The sequence below is a fragment of the Devosia sp. YIM 151766 genome (assembly GCF_030285925.1).
Lineage (GTDB): Bacteria > Pseudomonadota > Alphaproteobacteria > Rhizobiales > Devosiaceae > Devosia.
On record NZ_CP127251.1, the window covers coordinates 2,020,850 to 2,039,104 of the forward strand.

An 18,255-nucleotide genomic window follows, 5' to 3' on the forward strand; every position below is an offset into this window, starting at 1 on the left:
AAATTCAGGCGTACAGAGAATTCACATTATCGGGAACGTTCCGCTGTTCATCGCGTTTTCCAGCCAGCGTTGAAACAAAGGAGCGAATGATGGCTACCCCTGAACGCGATACTGCTTATACCCGCGACGGCGACCGTACCGTCTATACTCGTGAGGGCAATGGTACCGGCTGGTTCGTCGGCATAATCGTTGTTCTCGCCCTGCTGGCAATCGGCTATCTGGTGTTCTCGGCCAATTCCGGCCCGTCCACGACCGTTGACGTCAATGGCACTCCCGCCGTGACCGATCCGGCCATAGCTCCGGCCCCGATGACCGAAACCCCCGCCCCGATGACTGAAGCTCCGGCTCCAGCGGTTCCTGAGACCGCCCCGATGACCGAGGCTCCGGCCATGGATGCCGCTCCTGCCCCGGCCGATACCCCGGCGGGCACGGAAACGCCGGCTGCTCCGGCTGCCGAACCGGCTGCCCCGGGCGTCTGATAGCCCGTCTCCCCTCGGCCTTGGTTCCTCCCTCCAAGGCCCCGAAGGCCCCGGCTCCCCACCGGGGTCTTTGCTATTGGGCGCAGGGCCGGCCGGCCCGCCGCTATCGCGCCACTGAAAGAGCAGGCACAGCCATGTGCGTTCTTGCAGCGGATGCCGGGCTCCGCCACATCTGCGCGCAAGGAGACGCGTCATGGAACTGGGACTTTATTCTTTCGCCGAGAACACGCCGGACCCGCTGAACGGCAATGTCGTGCAATCGCCTGCCGAGCGGCTCCGCGATCTCATCGAGGAGATCGAGCTAGCCGATCAATTGGGATTGGCTTTCTATGGTCTGGGCGAACATCACCGCTCCGACTATGTCGCCGCTGCGCCGGTGACCGTCCTCGCAGCCGCCGCGGCCCGCACCAAATCCATCCGCCTTTCCACCGCCGTCACGGTGCTGAGTTCCGAAGACCCGATTCGCGTCTGGCAGCAATTCGCCACGCTCGACCTGATCAGCAATGGCCGCGCCGAGATCATGGCCGGGCGCGGCTCCTTCATCGAGAGTTTTCCGCTCTTCGGGCTCGACCTCAACGATTATGACGATCTGTTCGAGGAAAAACTGGCAATGCTGCTCAAAATCCGCGAGGGCGGCAAAGTCGCCTGGCCCGGCAGCACCCATACCAGGCCCGTTCCTGGGCTGGATATCTATCCCAAACCTGTCCAGGACCCGATCCCGCTCTGGATCGCGGTAGGCGGCACCCCCAATTCGGTGGCCCGCGCCGCCTATTACGGCCTGCCGCTGATGATCGCCATCATCGGCGGCCGCCCCCGCCAGTTCCAGCCGCTGACCGACCTGTACCGCCAGACCGGCGCCAAGGCCGGGCACGACGCCAGCAGGCTCAAGCTCGGCGTTTCCGGCCACGGCTTCATCGCCGAAGACAGCCAGGATGCCCGCGACATCGCCTTTCCGGCCCATAGCGCGGCCATGGACCGCATCGGGGCCGAACGCGGCTGGCCGCCGACCAGCCGCGCCCAGTTCGACGCCAGCACCACGGCCGAAGGCGCCTATTATATGGGCTCGCCGCAGGAAGTGATCGACAAGATTCTGATGCAGCACGAATGGTTTGGGCACGACCGCTTCGGCCTGCAATTGAGTGTCGGCACCCTGCCCCACGACAAGGTTATGAAGGCCATCGAACTTTACGGAAATGTGGTGAAGCCCGCTATCGACAAGGCATTGGCCGGCAAGCGGGGCGCGGCTGCCGGCTGATTATTTCTCGCTGCGCGTGATCGACTTGATCGCCAGCGGCGGGATGCCGGATTTTTCGGAAATAGCGCGGTCCTGTTCCATGATGGCGGTGCGCGCCGGCTCATCGCCATCGAGGCCCCCCAGGAGGCTGGCATCGACCTTGCGGTTGGAGCGCTGGCTGCCATCCTCATAGATGACGTCGAACATCACGAATTCCATGCGGGCGGTTGGTTTTCTAGCCATTGCGGCAATCCTTTCAAATATAAACCGCGAGCCGGGGCGGCTCGCGGTCGAAAAACTCTGATAATGGGATGGGCTTAGCGGAAGATCTGCTCGCCCTGCTCGTCCACGATCTGCCGGCCTTTGGACAGTGCCAGCGTCACCAGATCGTCCGCCGAACTCATGCGGTCGGCGCGGATGAAACGATAGGTCTTGAGCTCGCCGCCAATTTCTTTCTCGATGGTTCCGGCCAGTTGCAATTCGCTGCCGGCCTTCATCTCGATGGCCTTGATCAGAAAACCCTTGTGATTGTCCTCGCCCAGAACCTTGTCACCCTGTGGTTCGGCGCTGGCGGACCCGCCGCCGAAAAGCTTCTTCAAGAACGACATGGCTGGGCCTCCTTAAACCTTCATTCTGCGTACGGGCCGGGGTCTTTCCAGCTCGCCGTTTTTCTCCATCTCCTCCTGCAACCAAAGTGGGGAGATGTCAAAATAGTTCGGCCAGGTCGGGACGCCATTGGCCAGCGCCACCTTGGCAAAATAGGCCCGATCACGCAAAGGCTCGGTCCCCTCGCCCCGCTGGGCCAGCATCGGCCCGGCATTGAACGTGCCCGAAGTGCCATCGCTAAACGTCACCGCCAGCTTGAACGGAATGGCCGCGCGGATGGCGGTGACTTTGAGGGGAGCGCCCACTATTCGGCGGCAGCCACTTTGCGCAGCTCCCCGGCAGCCTCCATTTCGCGGCGGAGCCATTCGGGCGAAATATCCAGCCCGTTCGGCCAGGTCAACGCACCAAATTCCAGGAAGGCCCGACGAAAATAAGCTTCGTCCTGAAGCGGAACGATCATCGACCCGCCTCTCGCGATCAGGCCTCCGAAATCGTGCACTCCGTGTTCTCCAGTGCTGAAGTGTACGGAAAGCCGGTGGCCGCCATCGAAATCAAACTTAATTACCTTGGTCAGCATCGAGTCCCGCGATCCTTTCCGGTTGATCGCCTTTCCTGGCAATAGCCCAGTTGGCCCGTAATTCCTCTCGATGCAGGGCAGTCCATTCCGAAACCAGCCTGGCGGCCCTGCGCGGCAGCTTTCCATCCAGAACTTTGCCGGTCTCTATGGAGACATTGGCTTCAAACTCGCCATAGACCGCGTGGAAATGCGGCGGCGGGTGATCGACAACGTACATTCTAATGGCGATGCCGTAAAACCATGAGATAGTCGGCATCGCCCATCCCCTAGTTATCCAGGAAGCTCCGCAGCTTCCGCGACCGGCTGGGATGCTTGAGCTTGCGTAGCGCCTTGGCCTCGATCTGGCGGATGCGCTCGCGCGTCACCGAGAATTGCTGGCCCACTTCCTCCAGCGTGTGGTCGGTATTCATGCCGATGCCGAAGCGCATGCGCAGCACCCGTTCTTCGCGCGGGGTCAACGAGGCGAGAACACGCGTCGTCGTTTCGCGAAGATTGCTCTGGATCGCCGCATCGATGGGTTGGATGGCGTTCACGTCCTGGATGAAATCGCCGAGATTGCTGTCTTCCTCGTCGCCGATCGGCGTTTCGAGCGAAATCGGCTCCTTGGCGATCTTGAGGACCTTGCGGACCTTGTCCAGCGGCATTTGGAGCTTTTCGGAGAGTTCCTCCGGCGTCGGCTCGCGGCCGATTTCGTGCAGCATCTGCCGGCTGGTGCGGACGATCTTGTTGATCGTCTCGATCATATGCACCGGAATGCGGATGGTGCGTGCCTGGTCGGCGATCGAGCGGGTGATCGCCTGACGAATCCACCAGGTCGCATAGGTCGAGAACTTGTAGCCGCGCCGATATTCGAACTTATCGACCGCCTTCATCAGCCCGATATTGCCTTCCTGAATCAGGTCGAGGAATTGTAGGCCGCGATTGGTGTACTTCTTGGCGATGGAGATCACGAGGCGCAGATTGGCCTCGACCATTTCCTTCTTGGCGATGGCGGCTTCGCGCTCGCCCTTCTGCACCTTGTGCACCAGGCGGCGATATTCACCGATATCGAGCCCGGCTTCAGTCGCCAGGGTGGCGATTTCCCGGCGGATATCGGCAATCGTGTCGGTCTCGCGGCGGGCGAATTCGCCCCAGCCCTTGCCGTCGAAGCTTTCCAGCGACCACTCCCAGCTGGGATCGAGTTCGCGGCCATAATAGTTTTCGAGGAAGGATTCGCGCTTGACGCCATAGCTTTCGGCCAGGCGCAGCAGCCGCCCTTCCAGGCGCACCAGACGCTTGTTGATGTCGTAAAGCTGCTCAACCAGGCTTTCGATACGGCCATTATTGAGCGACAGCGACTTCACGTCGGCGATGACCTCGCTGCGCAGGGCGCCCAGCCGCGCGGTTTCCGCATCGGACACGGCGGCAGTGCGGTCCTCGGCATGGCGGTCCTGCATTTCGCGCATCTTGCCATAGGCGTCGGCGATGCGGTCGAAGGTTTCCACCACTTGCGGCTTGAGCTCGGCTTCCATGGCCGATAGCGACAGCGCATTGTCGAATTCGTCGTCGTCGTCCTCGACCGGGTCCTGGGGGGCCTGGGGCTCCTCGGGCACATATTCGCCATTCTCGCCCGATGCGGCGGCGCGGCGGGATTCGGTCCTGGGCTTTTCCTTGGCCGGCTCGGGCTCCGGCTTGGCGGGCGCCACCGGAATTTCCGGCGCCGCCTGCTTGGCGTCGGGACCGGCATAAGTGGCTTCGAGATCGATGATGTCGCGCAGCAGAATCTCGCCCTGGCCGAGCTGGTCGCGCCAGATGATGATGGCCTGGAACGTCAGCGGGCTTTCGCAGAGCCCCTCGATCATGGTTTCGCGGCCGGCCTCGATGCGCTTGGCGATGGCGATTTCGCCCTCGCGGCTGAGCAGTTCCACCGAGCCCATTTCGCGCAGATACATGCGCACCGGGTCGTCGGTGCGGTCGGAGCCGGATTTCGCATTGGAGGTATTGGCGACGGCGGTGCCGGTCGAGGCGGCGACTTCGGTGCCGCTCTCCTCCTCGTCCTTTTCCACCTCGGTATCTTCGACTTCGTCCTCGTCGACGACATTGATGCCCATTTCCGAGAACATGGACATGAAGTCTTCGATCTGCTCCGAGCTGGTTTCATCGGAGGGCAGGACGGCGTTCAGCTCTTCATAGGTCACATAGCCGCGCTTCTTGGCGACCTTGATCAGCTTCTTTACCGCCGCGTCGTTCTGATCGATCAACGGACCGTCATTCGACGTCTCGGGCGCGCCGGATTCCGGCTTTTCGGTATCCTTGGAAACTTTGTTCGCTACCTTAGTGGCCATCATCTACTCCTCGGGACCCGTGGGCGAGCGGTCCCGGCTGTGTCTTAGGTGGTGACAACTCAAGACAAGGTAAAGGTCTGGTCACCGGACCGTTAACGATCCGTGCCAATCCGGTCGCTTCGGGCGCGCCGGACGACTGATTCGCCATAACGCAAAATCGCGCATCGTCGCCGTTCCAGGATTTCCCTAAAAACTGCGAGTTGCGCGTCCCGAGAGCGAACCAAATCCTTCGATCAATGCCTCTGTGCCATCGACAGTGGTAATCTGGTTCTTGATATCGCGCAGCCTTTCAAAGGTTTCTTCGCTCGGGTCTTCGCCCAGCGCGGCTTCGGCTGCTTTCAGCTCCCTATTTAGCTGAACTTTCTTGTTATGCAAGGCCAGGGCATGATTTAGGCCGGTCTCGGCATCGGTGCGCGCCGTATCCGCCCCCACCTGCCAAACGCCTTGCCGCTGCAAGCTCTCGCCCATGCGCTCCAGCGCCGGCCCATAGCCGCGCACCCCTAGGGCCGCATGCAGATCGGCCGCCGAAATATCGCGGTGGCGCACCGCCAGGGCCAGAATATCGCCGAGAACCTGCCGCGCCACCGAGGTTTCGCAATCCAGCGCTGCCAGCGCCTCGAACTGGTCTTCGACCAGCGCCGGATGGTTCACCAGGGTCAGAATGATGGCGGCTTCGCGCGGAGAAGCGTCGGCCACGGCGCTGGGGCGCAGCAATCGCGAATTCTTGAGCGTATCGGACACCACCAGCCTTGGCGTGCCGCGACCCGGATAGCCATAGGCACCGCTCTGGCCATAGGCCGGCCGGCCGCCGCGCCAGTTCTCGCGCCGGCCCTGCCGCAATGGCGCGAAGAACGCATTGATCTTCTCGTCGAAGGCCTGGCTGTAATGGAAGCGGACGGTCGAATCCTGGATGGAATTGGCGCGCTCCCGCAGCCGGGCCTGCAAGGCCGCCCGCTCTTCGGGCGCTTCCGGCACCAGGCCGCCCCCGGTCTCGAAGCTCCACACCATGTCCGAAAGCGAACGGGCCTGCTCGATTATGTCGGCAAAGGCGCCCCGGCCCTGGCTCTTGATCAGATCGTCCGGGTCCTGCCCTTCCGGCAAGGTGGCGATCTTGACGCTCTTGCCCGGCTTGAGATGCGGCAGGATCATGTCCGCCGCCCGCTCGGCCGCCTTGAGGCCGGCCTTGTCGCCGTCGAAGCACAGGACCGGCGCATCGCTCATGCGCCAGAGCAATTGCACATGCTCCTCGGTCAGCGCCGTGCCCAGCGGCGCCAGGGCCCCCTCGAAGCCCGCCGCCACCGCCGCGATGACGTCGAGATAACCCTCGACGACCACGATTGTCGCCCCGTCCCGCGCCGCCTGCCGGGCTGCCTGGCCGTTATAGAGCGTCTGTCGCTTGGAAAAGAGTTGGGTCTCGGGGGAATTGAGATATTTCGCCGGCACGTCCGGGCTCATCGCCCGCCCGCCAAAGGCGATCACCCGCCCGCGGAAATCGCTGATCGGGAACATGACCCGGTTGCGGAAACGGTCATAGGTCAGCGGATCGTCGTCGCGGCTGCTCACCAGCCCGGTATCGATCATCGCCTGCGCCGACACGCCATTGGCCGCCAGATGCTCCTTGAGCCCGTTGCGGCTGTCCGGCGCGAAGCCCAGCCGAAACCGCGCCTGGCTGGCCAGGGTTACGCCGCGCTCGAACAGATAGCCCCGCGCCCGCGCTCCGATATTATGCGCCAGGGCGGCTTCGAAATATTTCGTCGCCAGCTCCATGACGTCGACCAGCGTTTTCTGCGCGGCTTCCCGCTGTTCGGTCCGCGCATCGCGCGCCGGCATGGGCACGCCAGCCATGCCCGCCAGCTTCTCCACCGCCTCGGGAAAGCTCATCCCCGCCTTTTCGGTGAGGAAGCGGAAATGGTCGCCGCCGGCGCCGCAGCCGAAGCAATGATAGATGCCGCGCCGGTCATCGGCGTGAAAGCTCGGGCTTTTCTCGGCATGGAACGGGCAACAGGCCCACATATCGCCCTTGCCGGGCTGGCTCTTGCGCTTGTCCCACAGCACATGCTCGCCCACTACCTGCGTGATCGGCAGGCGCTGGCGGATCTCATCCAGGAACTGATCGGAAAAGCGCATATATGCTATCTAGGCGCTGGAACCGCCGGTGTCACCAATAAGGAGCTTATCCACACCCCATGGCCGCGAAAACGACAATGCCGCCCCTTCTGCTGCTCGCGCTGACCATCGGCCCGGCCCTGGCCATCGGGCTGACATTATGGTTCGTCAACGACCTGCTCCCCGCATGCACCGTCACCGAGCACCAGCGCCTTACCGCGCCGGACGACGCATTCGACCTGGTGACCTTTTCGCGGGCCTGCGGCCCCACCGAGGCCAATATGCAGGCAGCGCTCGTCCCGCCGGGCGAGCAGGTCCCTTTCGACGCCGCCAGCTTCGTATCGATTGCCGCGGAGAGCGACCTGCGGCCGCGCTGGGACGCCTATGGCAACATCGAGCTGACCCTGCCCGAAGGCGCGGACATCTACCGCCAGGACGAAAATGTCGCGGGCGTCGCCGTCATCTATCGATGACGGCTGCCACGGATCGGGTCACGCCGCCCGGCTGGCCTGATAGAGCCGCCAGGCCCAGCCGAACAGGCCGATGGCGAAGACGATCAGCAGGATGCCGCCGATGATCATGCCGATGGAAGCGCTGAGCAGCGGGAACAGCAGGAAGACCAGGCCGAGCAGCACATAGGCGACGCCCGAAAGCACCACCGGCCAGATACGGGCATAGCTTTCACGCTCCCGCACGATGACCACGATCTGCATGACGCCGACCACAATCGCCGCCAGACCCACCAGGACCGACATGAAGGTGACGGTGAAGATCGTCGCCAGCAGCGGGCTGATCAGGATCAGGATGCCCAGGATCAGCGAGGCGGCATTGGCCACCACGTCGAACCAGTAATTGCCCGACTTGCCGCCGCCGAAGGTCAGGCTCCACAGGCCCAGAACGCCATCGATGATCAACAGGATGCCGCCGAACAGCACCAGCACCGCCAGAGCCTCGATCGGCCAGACGACGGCATAGATGCCCGCCAGCAGCATCAGCAATCCGCGCAGCGCCGTCGCCAGGGCGAAACGCTTCTTGGTTTTGGACGAAACAGCCATTTCCATGTCTCCTTGCGGCTAACCCGCAGCACTCACGACAGCGAGCCTAAACCTATCGCGGAGGAGCGCCAACAGGCTGGCTATCACCCTCCCACAAAAAGGTAGCGGCACTTTGTGGATTGCCTCAGGCGGCCGGGCATGGAATGTGACATCTCCTTCCCCACGCCCCCGGTTGCACCATGTCCCTGCCGCTGCTTGCGCTTTTTCTTGCCGCTTTCGCTTTCGGCACCGCCGAATTCGTCATTGCCGGAGTCTTGCCGGACGTGGCCCTGGGGCTTGGCATCTCGATCCCGGTGGCCGGCTTTCTGATATCGGGCTATGCCATCGGCATTGCCATTGGCGGCCCCCTGCTGACGCTGGCCAGCAAGAAGATGAACCGCAAGCTGCTGGTCGTGCTGCTGGGCATCGGCTTCACCCTGGGACAGGCGCTCTGCGCCCTCGCGCCCAATTTCGAGCTGATGATGTTGGCCCGCATCTTCGTCGCGGTGCTTCATGGCAGCTATTTCGGCATTGCCTTCATCCTGGCCACCGGCATCGTCCCGAAGGAGCGGCGCGGCTTCGCCATGGCGCTGATTCTGGCCGGGCTCACCGTCTCCAATATTCTCGGCGTTCCCGCCGGCACCGCCATCGGCCACGCGCTGGGCTGGCGCTCCACCTTCTGGGCCGTGGGGGTGCTGGGCCTCGCCGCCACGCTGATCATCGCAATATTTTTGCCCGCCAATGCCGGTGCCTCGGCGGCACGGGGCAGTGTCCGGCACGAATTCCGCGCGCTTTTGCGGCAGCAGGTGGCAACCAGCCTCGCCGTCTCGATATTGGTGATGATCGGACAATACAGCCTCTTTACCTACGTCGCGCCGCTGCTGATCGAGGTCACCGGCCTCGCCGCCGAGACCCTGCCCGCCATCCTTTTGCTCTATGGCATCGGCTCGACCATCGGGGTGTTTATCGGCGGGCGCCTGGCCGATTGGCGGCTTTTGCCGTCGCTCATCGCCATTCTGACGATCCAGATGCTGTTTTTCATCGGGCTCTATTTCGCCAGCCCCTATCCGATGTTCATGTCGATCATGGTCGTGCTCTGGGGCGGCGCCAATTTCGCCTTCGGCTCGCCGCTGCAATCGCGCATGCTGATCTGGGCCGCCGATGCGCCCAACCTGACCTCGGCCCTCATTCCCACCGGATTCAATGCCGGCATCGCCATCGGCGCCGTTCTCGGGGCGAGCCTGCTCGAAGCCGGCATGGGCTATCGCTCGCTGCCGCTTATCGGCGCGGTGGCCCTGAGCCTGGCGGTGGTCATCGTGACGATCTCGGCATTTCTCGAAAAGCGCAGCGGCGCCGTTCCACCCAGGGCGAATACCGTAGCTTCCGGGTAATCTTCTGGTCACCATCATTGCATTTCCAATAATCCTGTAAGGGTCCCTTGGCAGTTTCGGCGCTATGAGGGGGCCCCGGAATTGCTCGGGCGTAGGGCGCAGGAACATGCTGGACAACGCTTCTCTTTTGATCGGAATCGCTTTTTCCAGCGCCTCCCTGCTGGTGGCGCTGCTGATCGGCTGGATGAATGCGCGGCAGCAATCCTATCTCGCTTATGGCGCGGCGGGGATGGGCCTCGTGGTCTTCGCCCTGCTCATCATGGGATTGCGCGACGGGCGCTATGACCTCATCTCGCAATTCGTGCCTTTTTCGGCGCTGCTGGCCGGCTTCGCGCTGGTCTTTGCCGGCGTCCGCCGGTTTCGCGACGCACAATCCAGTCTCCTGCCGCCGCTGCTTTTCGGCGGCACGGCCATCACGCTCACCGCCATGCCGCTCATCGCCGGCTATTCGGGCATCGGCACGCTGATGCTCAATGCCTGTAGCGCCGTTCTCATGTTTTTCAGCGGGCGGGAATATTGGCGCGGCCGCCAGGATGCTCCCATCCCGATGGTCGCCAATGCCATGCTCTACACCCTGGTGGCGCTGTCCTTCCTGGCCTGCGCCATCGTCCTGGCGGCGGACGGGCAATGGGTGCTGGACCGCCCGCCCGCCAATTGGGCCGAGGACGCCAATTCCATATTGTCGCTGGTCGGCCTGACCGGCATCGGCGCCATAACCCTGACGCTGCATCACGCCCGCGCCGCCCGCCGCCACCGCGAGGAGGCCAATACCGATTCCCTCACCGGCGTCCTCAATCGCCGCGCCTTGTTCAGCCGCTTCCGCGAGACCGACATCGTCGCCGGCCTCGCCGTGCTGATGTTCGACCTCGATCATTTCAAACAGATCAACGACCGCCTCGGCCATGCCAAGGGCGATCAGGTCCTGTCCGATTTCGCCATAGTGCTGCGCACCGAATTGCGCGCCAACGACATCATCGCCCGCATCGGCGGCGAGGAATTCTGCGTGATCCTGCCCGGGCTGAACCGCGACGCGGCCCGGCAGGCCGCCGAGCGCGTGCGCCTGGCCTTCGCCGCGCTCCGCATCGGCATTGGCGATTCCGGCGAGATCGCCACCGTCAGCGCCGGCCTGGCCACCGGCGGGGTGGACGAGACCTTCTCATCGGTGCTGCGCCGCGCCGACGACGCGCTCTACAAGGCCAAGAGCAGCGGCCGCAACCAGGTGCATCTGGCGGCGTTGCGGCTGGTGGCGTAAGCGCTATCGGCGTTGCCGGTCAGGCGCTCAGCGCCGCCCGGACCTGGCCGCTGACCTTGCCGAAATCGATTCGTCCGGGATAATCCGCCTTGAGCCGGGCGATCACCTTGCCCATATCCTTGGGCTCCGTCGCGCCGGTCGCGGCGATGGCGGCATTGATGGCGGCCGCCACCTCGTCCTCGTTCAGCCGCTTGGGCAGGAACTCGTTGAGAATGTCGATCTCTTCCTTTTCCACGGTGGCGAGATCGGCGCGGCTCGCCTGGGCATAGATGGCGAAGCTTTCCTCGCGCTGCTTCACCATTTTCTGGATCATGGCCAGAATCTCGTCATTGGTGGCCGGTCCCTTGCCATCGCCGCGATTGGCGATATCCCGGTCCTTGATGGCCGCATTGATCGAGCGCAGCGTGGCGGTGCGCCGCTGGTCGCGGGCCTTCAGCGCCCGCTTGAGCCCCTCGCTGATATCGTCGCGCATGTCTGTCCGGCTCCTTGCTATGCAATCTGTGCCACCCATATAGGCAAGAAACGCGGGTTCTGCCACTTGCGCTGCCGGCCAGGGCCTTTTAAGAGGAGGCCTCAACCGACATCTTCGCCGCTTCAGCGTGGCAGGCCCCTGCCGCCACCGCCCCGGCGCGCGACCACATAAAACCGAGCCCTGGAGAACCGAAGTGACCGGCTGGCAGCACAATCCCGCGACCGCAGTGCTAATTCTGGCAGACGGCACCCGCCTCGAAGGCTTCGGACTCGGCGCCACCGGCCATGCGGCCGGCGAGGTCTGCTTCAACACGGCAATGACCGGTTATCAGGAAGTGCTCACCGATCCCTCCTATGCCGGCCAGATCGTCACCTTCACCTTCCCCCATATCGGCAATGTCGGCACCAATGACGAGGATATCGAGACGGTGAACATGGCCGCGCTTTCGGGCGTGCGCGGCGTCGTGCTCAAGGCCGACATCACCAATCCGTCGAATTATCGCGCCGCCGAAAAGCTCGATGCCTGGCTGAGGAAGCGCAACATCATCGCCATTGCCGGCATCGATACCCGCGCCCTCACCGCCCGCATCCGCGAACATGGCATGCCCAATGGCATCATCGCCCACGAGCCGACGGGCCAGTTCGACGAAGCCTCGATCGCCGCCGAGCTCAAGGCGTTTCCGGGCCTGGAAGGCCTCGACCTTGCCCGCGAGGTCACCACCGCCCAGAGCTATCCCTGGGACCAGACCCGCTGGGAATGGAACAAGGGCTATGGCAAGCTCGAAGATCCGCAATTTCATGTGGTCGCCATGGATTTCGGCATCAAGCGCAATATCTTGAGCTGCCTGACCGATCAGCAGGCGCGGGTGACCGTGGTGCCGGCCGGCGCCACGGCCGAGGAAGTCCTCGCCCATGAGCCCGACGCCATTTTCCTCTCCAATGGCCCCGGCGATCCGGCCGCCACCGGCAAATATGCCGTCCCCACCATCCAGAAGCTGATGGAGACCGGCAAGCCGATCTTCGGCATCTGCCTGGGCCACCAGCTCCTGGGCCTGGCCCTGGGCGGCACCACGTCGAAAATGCATCAGGGCCATCACGGCGCCAATCACCCGGTCAAGGACCTCACCACCGGCCGGGTCGAGATCACCTCGATGAACCATGGCTTCGCCGTGGATGCGGACAGCCTGCCATCCGGCGTCACCCAGACCCATATCTCGCTGTTCGACGGCTCCAATGCCGGGCTCGCCGTCGACGGCAAGCCGATCTTCTCGGTACAATATCATCCCGAGGCCAGCCCCGGCCCACGCGACAGCCATTACCTGTTCACCCGCTTCCTCAACGAAGTGCGCAAGCAGAAGGGTCTGCCCGAAAAGCCGGAATATAAGGCGCCGGAGAGCGCGGCCTAGCCCCATTTCTCCAATAAGGGTCCGCCCTGCCCGCCGACCGGATCGGTTTGCGGCAGCGGCACCCGGGCGATGTTTTCATCCGCGGCGGGCCGCTCGCCGGCCTCACCGGTCAGCACGTCCCAATCCTGTCCGGGCGGATAGGCGCCGACGACCAGGAAGCCCTCATCGGCGCTGACGCAGCGATGCGCCGTGCCTGCCGGCAGCAGCAGGACGTCGCCGGCCCTGACCCCGACGTCCCGGCCCTGGGGACCGCCGAGCCGCAGAACGGCCGAGCCGCCGGCCACGCCCAGGCATTCATGCGCCGTGGAATGATAATGGTCGTAATCATAGATTCCGGCCCGCCAGCGGCTGGGCCAGCCATTGACGCCGAACAGTGCCTCCATCGCCTCCGGCGAGATTTCGGCGCTGCCGATGGCCTGCCGGTAGATCACCACCGGCAGATTGCTGTTCGGAAACCTGCCGTCATCGGCGAACTGCTCGAACGCGACATTTGCGATATTGCCCAGCATGAGAAACTCCTTGGTTGACGGCCCAACGCGCCGCGAGCCAAGTCAGTTCGATCAGATGCTGCCCGAGAACGTGTCGCAATCGCCCGGATTGCCCGATTCGTAGCCGCGCTCGAACCAGGCTTTGCGCTGCGCCGAGGTGCCGTGATTGAAGGTCTTGGGCACGGCAAAGCCCTGCATGCGCTTTTGCAGCGTATCGTCGCCGATCTGCTCGGCGGCGTTCAGCGCCTCCTCGATATCGCCGCTATCGAGCAGGTTTTGCTGGCCGGCATAATTGGCCCAGATTCCGGCATAGCAATCGGCCTGCAATTCCACCCGCACCGAATAGGCATTGGCCTGTTCCTGGCTCATGCTCTGCCGCCGCTGGTTGAATTCGGGCAATATGCCGGTGAGGTTCTGCACGTGGTGCCCGACCTCATGCGCCAGCACATAGGCCTGGGCGAAGTCGCCCGGCGCCCCGAACTCGCGATGCAATTGATCGTAAAAAGAGAGGTCGATATAGACCTTGCTGTCGCCCGGACAATAAAACGGCCCCATGGATGCATCGGCCAGACCGCAGGCCGAATTCACCCGGTCGGTGAACAGCACCACATTGGGCTCGGGATAATTCTCGCCGATAGCGGCGAATTGCTGGTTCCACAAATCCTCGGTTTCCCGGACGACCACGGCGACGAAATCGGCCAGTTCGTCCTGGCCCTCCGCCGGCAATTGCCGCGAAGTGGCGCTGGCGGATGGCGCGTTCATGCCGTCGCCGGTCAGCAGGTCGAGCGGATTCTGGCCGGTGGCGAACCAGATGATGCCCAGCACCACGACGACGCCGATCAGGCCCGAAATGCCGCCACCGGCGCCGCGTCCGCCGGTGGGAATGCGGATGCCGCCGCGATTGCCGCCCAACCCGCCGAGACCGCCCAGGCCGCCACCGGCCCGTTGCCCCCGCCGATCCTCAATATTGGAGCTGCGCTCCCGACCCTGCCACTTCATCGCCGACGCCTTTCGATAGTCCTGGGGACGCTAGCAGTAAGTGTGGGGAGAGGAAACGGGTTCCCTGCGGCGCGCCGTTCGACACGCCGCCTGCCCCGGCGTGACCAGACGAACTTCAGTCGAGCACCAGGCTCACCATGAGGTCTATCTGAGGTCGCGCCAGCGCCTCGGAACCGGAAGCGCCTAGCCCGCCACCCTGGCCACCGTCGCCCGCGCTCCGTCGTCGAACAGGCTCTCCAGATGGCCGATGACCGCCGACCGGAACACCGCATTCCCCGCCAGATCGGTGCCGAACACTTCCGTCAGCGCCGTCAGGCCCTCGAACAGCGCCACCGGATCGTCCCCGGCGCCGGCGGCGATGGCGTGCATCTTGAGCGCATGGGGATCGCGCACATCGATATCGCTGCCATCTTCCGCCACGCCGGTGACATAGCGCATCCAGGCGGCGACACCGAGCGCCAACCGCTCGATCCCCTGCCCCGCCGCCAGCCGGTCGCGGATCGTGCCCAATAGGCGTTGCGGCAGCTTTTGCGAGCCATCCATGGCGATCTGCCAGGTGCGGTGCTTGAGCGCCGGATTGCGGAAGCGCTCCAGCAATTGGTCGCGATAGGTTTCGAGATCGGCGCCGGGCATGTCCAGGGTCGGCATCACCTCCTCGCTCATCAGCTCCCGGATCAATTTCACATAGGCGGGATCGCCCATGACATCGGCAATGGCGTCATAGCCGCCCAGATAACCCGCATAGGCCATGGTCGAATGCGAGCCGTTGAGCATGCGCAGTTTCATATGCTCGAAAGGCTCGACATCGCCCACCAATTGCGCGCCGGCCTTTTCGAAAGCCGGACGCCCCTCGGGAAAGTCGTCTTCGATCACCCATTGGGTGAACGGCTCGGTCATGATCGGCCAGGCATCGTCCGCCCCGATCAGCCCCGCCACTTCCTCACGGTCGGCCTCGGTCGTGGACGGCACGATGCGGTCGACCATGGTGGAGGGAAAGGCGGCGGCGGCGACCCATTGCCCCAGTTCCGCGTCCCGCAGCGCGGCGAATGTCGTCACGATCCGCTTGGCCGTCTCGCCATTATTGGGAAGGTTGTCGCAGCTCATCACCGCGAAGGGCGGGACGCCCGCCGCCTTGCGCCGCGCCAAGGCCTCGACCAGCATGCCCGGCGCCGATTTCGGCGCGGCGGGATTGGCGAGATCATGCACGATATCGGGATGCTGCTGGTCCAGTTCTCCCGTTGCCGGATCGTGGCAATAGCCCTTCTCCGTCACCGTCAGCGACACGATCCGGATGGCCGGATCGGCCATCAGCGCCAGCAATTCCTCGCGCTGCGAATTGGCGTCCATTACCTTGAGGATCGAGCCGATCACCCGCGGATGCGTCCCCGCCGCGTCGCGCACGGCGATGGTATAGAGCCCGTCCTGAGGCTCCAGCGCCTCCTTGGTATCGGGCCGGCGCAGGCTGGCGCCGACAATGCCCCAATTGGGGTCTTCGCCCAGCAGGTCGTCGATATAAACCGCCATATGCGCCCGGTGGAAGGCGCCGATCCCCAGATGCACGATTCCCGGCTTTATCGTGCTGCGGTCATAATCGGGCAGGCGTATTCCCGCGGGCGGATTTTTGAGGAAAGCGGCGCTGAGGCGCGTCATATTAGACTCCGGCAATTTGACTGGCGCGCACCATAGTCACTTCCAATCTTGTATGGAAGTTCGGATAGTGCTCTCGCCCCGTCTCTATCCACGGAATCATTGCCGCGATAGCGAGGTTCGGCGTTTTCGGCGCAACTGGGTTCCCGCTTGCGCGAAAACGGCGCTGTGGGTATGGGCAAGCACCAGCAAGGAGGGACCAGGGTGGCCAGCAGACGTATCGTCTCCATCGGGGAATGCATGATCGAGATGAGCGGCGGCGAGGACCGCACCTATCGGCTCGGCTATGCCGGCGATACGCTCAATACCGCCTGGTATCTGCGCGCCTTGCTGGGCCGGGACTGGTCGGTGGACTATGTCACCGCTCTGGGGGAAGACCGGTATTCCGAAGACATCCGCGCTTTCCTCACCGACAACGATATCGGCGCCGGCCACATCCAGACCATCCCCGACCGGCGCCCCGGCCTCTACATGATCCACCAGGACAAGGGTGACCGGCATTTCACCTATTGGCGCGACAGTTCCGCCGCCAAGCTGCTTGCCGATGACAAGCCCGCCCTCGCCAATGCGCTCGAAGGGGCCGAACTGGTCTATTTTTCCGGCATTACCCTGGCCATCCTCGCGCCCCGCGCCCGCGGCCGGCTGCTCGGAGCCATCGTCAAGGCGCGCGACAATGGCGCCCGGATCGCCTTCGATACCAATCTGCGGCCCGCCCTCTGGTCCAGCCCGCGCGTCATGGCCGGCGTTCTCACCGCTGCCGCCAGCCTGTGCGACATCGTCCTGCCCACCCATAGCGACGAGGCTCCGCTTTTCGGCGACAAGAGCATCGACGACACCGCCGACCGCTATCTCGAACTCGGCGCTGAGGAAGTCGTGGTCAAGGATGGCAGCAACGACGCCTTGATCGCCACCGCCAATGAACGCGTTCGCGTCGCCCCCGCGCCCGGTGCCAAGGTCGTGGACGCCACCGGCGCCGGCGACAGCTTCAATGGCGGCTATCTCACCGCCCGCCTCAATGGTCAGGGCTTGCAGCAGGCCGCCGAAGCCGCCCATCGCATTGCCGGCATCGTCATTGGTCACAAGGGCGCGCTGGTGGACCCCGAGCTGGTGCGGTGAGCATGCGGGCGCGCCTTCTGGGCCTCGCCCTCGCGCTCCTGGCCCATCCGGCCAGCGCCGAAGTGCCGCTCACCGGCACCTTCACGGCGGCACAGGCCTGCCCGGCCTATCAGTCGATCAGCCGCCGGACCAATCCCGGCAATATCAGCATCGGGCCCGGCCAGACCTATGATCTGCTCGCCGCCAATCGCCTGCCGGCCACCCATTTGCGTATCCACGTGCCGAGTGCCCGGCCGGCGCAGCGCTGGGTCGCGGTGGCATGTGGCACCAGCCCGGCGCTCGCCGCCAATGGCCCACAGGCCGAGCCCGCCGCGATGCCGGCCTATCGCGGCACCCAATATGTCCTCGCGGTCAATTGGCAGCCGGCCTTTTGCGAACTCAATAGCCGGGTGCGCGAATGCCGCGACCAGCGCCCCGATGCCTTCGAGGCGACCAATTTCACCCTGCACGGTCTGTGGCCGCAGCCGCGCGGCAACGAATATTGCAATATTTCCGAACGCCAGCGCTGGGCCAGCCGGGACGGCCGCTGGCGCGACCTGCCGGCGCTCGACCTCACCATGGCCCAGCGCCGCGAACTCGACCGGGTCATGCCCGGCAGTCTTTCCGGTCTCGACCGCCACGAATGGGTCAAGCATGGCTCCTGCTATGGCGGCGATCAGCGCCAATATTACGCCGATTCGCTCGCTCTCATGCGGGCGCTCAACGCCTCCGAAGTGACCGAATTATTCGCCGCCAATATCGGCAAGCGCCTCACCCTGGCCGAGATTCGCGCCGCCTTTGACGCGGCTTTCGGCGCCGGAGCCGGCGAACGGGTAGCCATGGATTGCGCCGCGGACGGCAACCGCACCCTCATTACCGAATTGCGGATCAATCTGACCGGCCCGATCACCGGCCCGGATGCCTTTGCCGAGCTGATCGGCGCCGCCGACCCCGCCGCCATCGATTGTCGATCCGGCCAGGTGGACGCGGTCGGCTTCAGGTAAAAACGGCCCGCCACTGAGCTTTTGTTAACGATCGCCATTCACTTGGCCGAAAGGGCAGCAAGACTAGGCTCGCTTTCCCTGCGGGGAGGGAATGCGCCATGCGTTCCGATGTGCCGATTGCCCGCAGGCTCAATCTTTCGGA

At 64.1% G+C, this 18,255-nt stretch carries 20 protein-coding genes; 8 read left to right on the forward strand and 12 right to left on the reverse strand.

The window, feature by feature from the left end:
- Window positions 1-86: 86 nt before the first annotated feature.
- Window positions 87-479 (forward strand): hypothetical protein, encoded by a 393-nt coding sequence (locus tag O9Z70_RS09865; protein WP_286018650.1) that lies wholly within the window; start codon window positions 87-89, stop codon window positions 477-479.
- Between the two features lie 193 nt (window positions 480-672).
- The gene (locus O9Z70_RS09870) at window positions 673-1,734 is read left to right on the forward strand and encodes an LLM class flavin-dependent oxidoreductase (RefSeq protein WP_286018651.1); all 1,062 of its coding nucleotides are present in this window, start codon (window positions 673-675) and stop codon (window positions 1,732-1,734) included.
- Here the strand turns inward: O9Z70_RS09870 and O9Z70_RS09875 are convergent, their stop codons facing one another.
- The 7 genes from O9Z70_RS09875 to dnaG form a co-directional block, all read right to left on the reverse strand.
- Window positions 1,735-1,956 (reverse strand): hypothetical protein, encoded by a 222-nt coding sequence (locus tag O9Z70_RS09875; protein ID WP_286018652.1) that lies wholly within the window; start codon window positions 1,954-1,956, stop codon window positions 1,735-1,737.
- Window positions 1,957-2,030: 74 nt separating this feature from the next.
- Window positions 2,031-2,321: an HlyU family transcriptional regulator gene (locus O9Z70_RS09880; RefSeq protein ID WP_286018653.1), complete on the reverse strand. Its 291-nt coding sequence runs from the start codon at window positions 2,319-2,321 to the stop codon at window positions 2,031-2,033.
- Window positions 2,322-2,333: 12 nt separating this feature from the next.
- The gene (locus O9Z70_RS09885) at window positions 2,334-2,624 is read right to left on the reverse strand and encodes a DUF2442 domain-containing protein (protein WP_286018654.1); all 291 of its coding nucleotides are present in this window, start codon (window positions 2,622-2,624) and stop codon (window positions 2,334-2,336) included.
- Window positions 2,624-2,896 carry a DUF2442 domain-containing protein gene (locus O9Z70_RS09890; protein WP_286018655.1) on the reverse strand — a complete coding sequence of 91 codons (273 nt, stop codon included), beginning with the start codon at window positions 2,894-2,896 and terminating at the stop codon, window positions 2,624-2,626. The genes O9Z70_RS09885 and O9Z70_RS09890 overlap by 1 nt, the downstream gene beginning before the upstream one ends.
- Complete coding sequence (locus tag O9Z70_RS09895; protein WP_286018656.1) at window positions 2,877-3,152, reverse strand: DUF4160 domain-containing protein; 276 nt, start codon at window positions 3,150-3,152, stop codon at window positions 2,877-2,879. The genes O9Z70_RS09890 and O9Z70_RS09895 overlap by 20 nt, the downstream gene beginning before the upstream one ends.
- A 10-nt stretch (window positions 3,153-3,162) precedes the next feature.
- Window positions 3,163-5,220 carry an RNA polymerase sigma factor RpoD gene (rpoD, locus tag O9Z70_RS09900; protein ID WP_286021988.1) on the reverse strand — a complete coding sequence of 686 codons (2,058 nt, stop codon included), beginning with the start codon at window positions 5,218-5,220 and terminating at the stop codon, window positions 3,163-3,165.
- A gap of 186 nt (window positions 5,221-5,406) precedes the next feature.
- Window positions 5,407-7,347, reverse strand: coding sequence for a DNA primase (gene dnaG, locus O9Z70_RS09905; protein WP_286018657.1), 1,941 nt, complete (start codon window positions 7,345-7,347; stop codon window positions 5,407-5,409).
- Between the two features lie 77 nt (window positions 7,348-7,424).
- Here dnaG and O9Z70_RS09910 point away from each other — a divergent pair, with 77 nt between their 5' ends.
- Window positions 7,425-7,799, forward strand: coding sequence for a hypothetical protein (locus O9Z70_RS09910; RefSeq protein ID WP_286018658.1), 375 nt, complete (start codon window positions 7,425-7,427; stop codon window positions 7,797-7,799).
- Window positions 7,800-7,817: 18 nt separating this feature from the next.
- On the opposite strand, the gene O9Z70_RS09915 is transcribed toward O9Z70_RS09910, so the two are convergent.
- A complete protein-coding gene (locus tag O9Z70_RS09915) occupies window positions 7,818-8,381 on the reverse strand; it encodes a DUF308 domain-containing protein (protein ID WP_286018659.1) in 564 nt (187 codons plus the stop codon).
- A gap of 179 nt (window positions 8,382-8,560) precedes the next feature.
- Between O9Z70_RS09915 and O9Z70_RS09920 the strand changes: the two genes are divergently transcribed.
- Complete coding sequence (locus O9Z70_RS09920) at window positions 8,561-9,751, forward strand: MFS transporter (RefSeq protein WP_286018660.1); 1,191 nt, start codon at window positions 8,561-8,563, stop codon at window positions 9,749-9,751.
- A 106-nt stretch (window positions 9,752-9,857) separates the two neighbouring features.
- Window positions 9,858-11,003: a GGDEF domain-containing protein gene (locus tag O9Z70_RS09925; protein ID WP_286018661.1), complete on the forward strand. Its 1,146-nt coding sequence runs from the start codon at window positions 9,858-9,860 to the stop codon at window positions 11,001-11,003.
- A 19-nt stretch (window positions 11,004-11,022) separates the two neighbouring features.
- On the opposite strand, the gene O9Z70_RS09930 is transcribed toward O9Z70_RS09925, so the two are convergent.
- Entirely contained in the window at window positions 11,023-11,475 is a 453-nt protein-coding gene (locus O9Z70_RS09930; RefSeq protein WP_286018662.1) for a GatB/YqeY domain-containing protein, read from the reverse strand.
- Window positions 11,476-11,668: 193 nt separating this feature from the next.
- On the opposite strand from O9Z70_RS09930, the gene carA reads away from it, so the two are divergent.
- The gene (carA, locus tag O9Z70_RS09935) at window positions 11,669-12,880 is read left to right on the forward strand and encodes a glutamine-hydrolyzing carbamoyl-phosphate synthase small subunit (protein ID WP_286018663.1); all 1,212 of its coding nucleotides are present in this window, start codon (window positions 11,669-11,671) and stop codon (window positions 12,878-12,880) included.
- Here the strand turns inward: carA and O9Z70_RS09940 are convergent.
- From O9Z70_RS09940 to O9Z70_RS09950, 3 genes are all read right to left on the reverse strand, one after another.
- Complete coding sequence (locus O9Z70_RS09940; RefSeq protein WP_286018664.1) at window positions 12,877-13,389, reverse strand: hypothetical protein; 513 nt, start codon at window positions 13,387-13,389, stop codon at window positions 12,877-12,879. The two genes, carA and O9Z70_RS09940, sit on opposite strands and share 4 nt — an antisense overlap.
- A gap of 51 nt (window positions 13,390-13,440) precedes the next feature.
- Window positions 13,441-14,367, reverse strand: coding sequence for a KPN_02809 family neutral zinc metallopeptidase (gene ypfJ / locus O9Z70_RS09945; RefSeq protein WP_286018665.1), 927 nt, complete (start codon window positions 14,365-14,367; stop codon window positions 13,441-13,443).
- A 183-nt stretch (window positions 14,368-14,550) separates the two neighbouring features.
- A complete protein-coding gene (locus O9Z70_RS09950; RefSeq protein ID WP_286018666.1) occupies window positions 14,551-16,017 on the reverse strand; it encodes a mannitol dehydrogenase family protein in 1,467 nt (488 codons plus the stop codon).
- 201 nt (window positions 16,018-16,218) lie between these two features.
- On the opposite strand from O9Z70_RS09950, the gene O9Z70_RS09955 reads away from it, so the two are divergent.
- Both O9Z70_RS09955 and O9Z70_RS09960 read left to right on the forward strand, forming a co-directional pair.
- On the forward strand, window positions 16,219-17,130 hold the full coding sequence (locus O9Z70_RS09955) for a sugar kinase (protein ID WP_286018667.1): 912 nt from the start codon (window positions 16,219-16,221) through the stop codon (window positions 17,128-17,130).
- 2 nt (window positions 17,131-17,132) lie between these two features.
- The gene (locus O9Z70_RS09960) at window positions 17,133-18,113 is read left to right on the forward strand and encodes a ribonuclease T2 family protein (protein WP_286018668.1); all 981 of its coding nucleotides are present in this window, start codon (window positions 17,133-17,135) and stop codon (window positions 18,111-18,113) included.
- The last annotated feature ends 142 nt before the right edge of the window (window positions 18,114-18,255 follow it).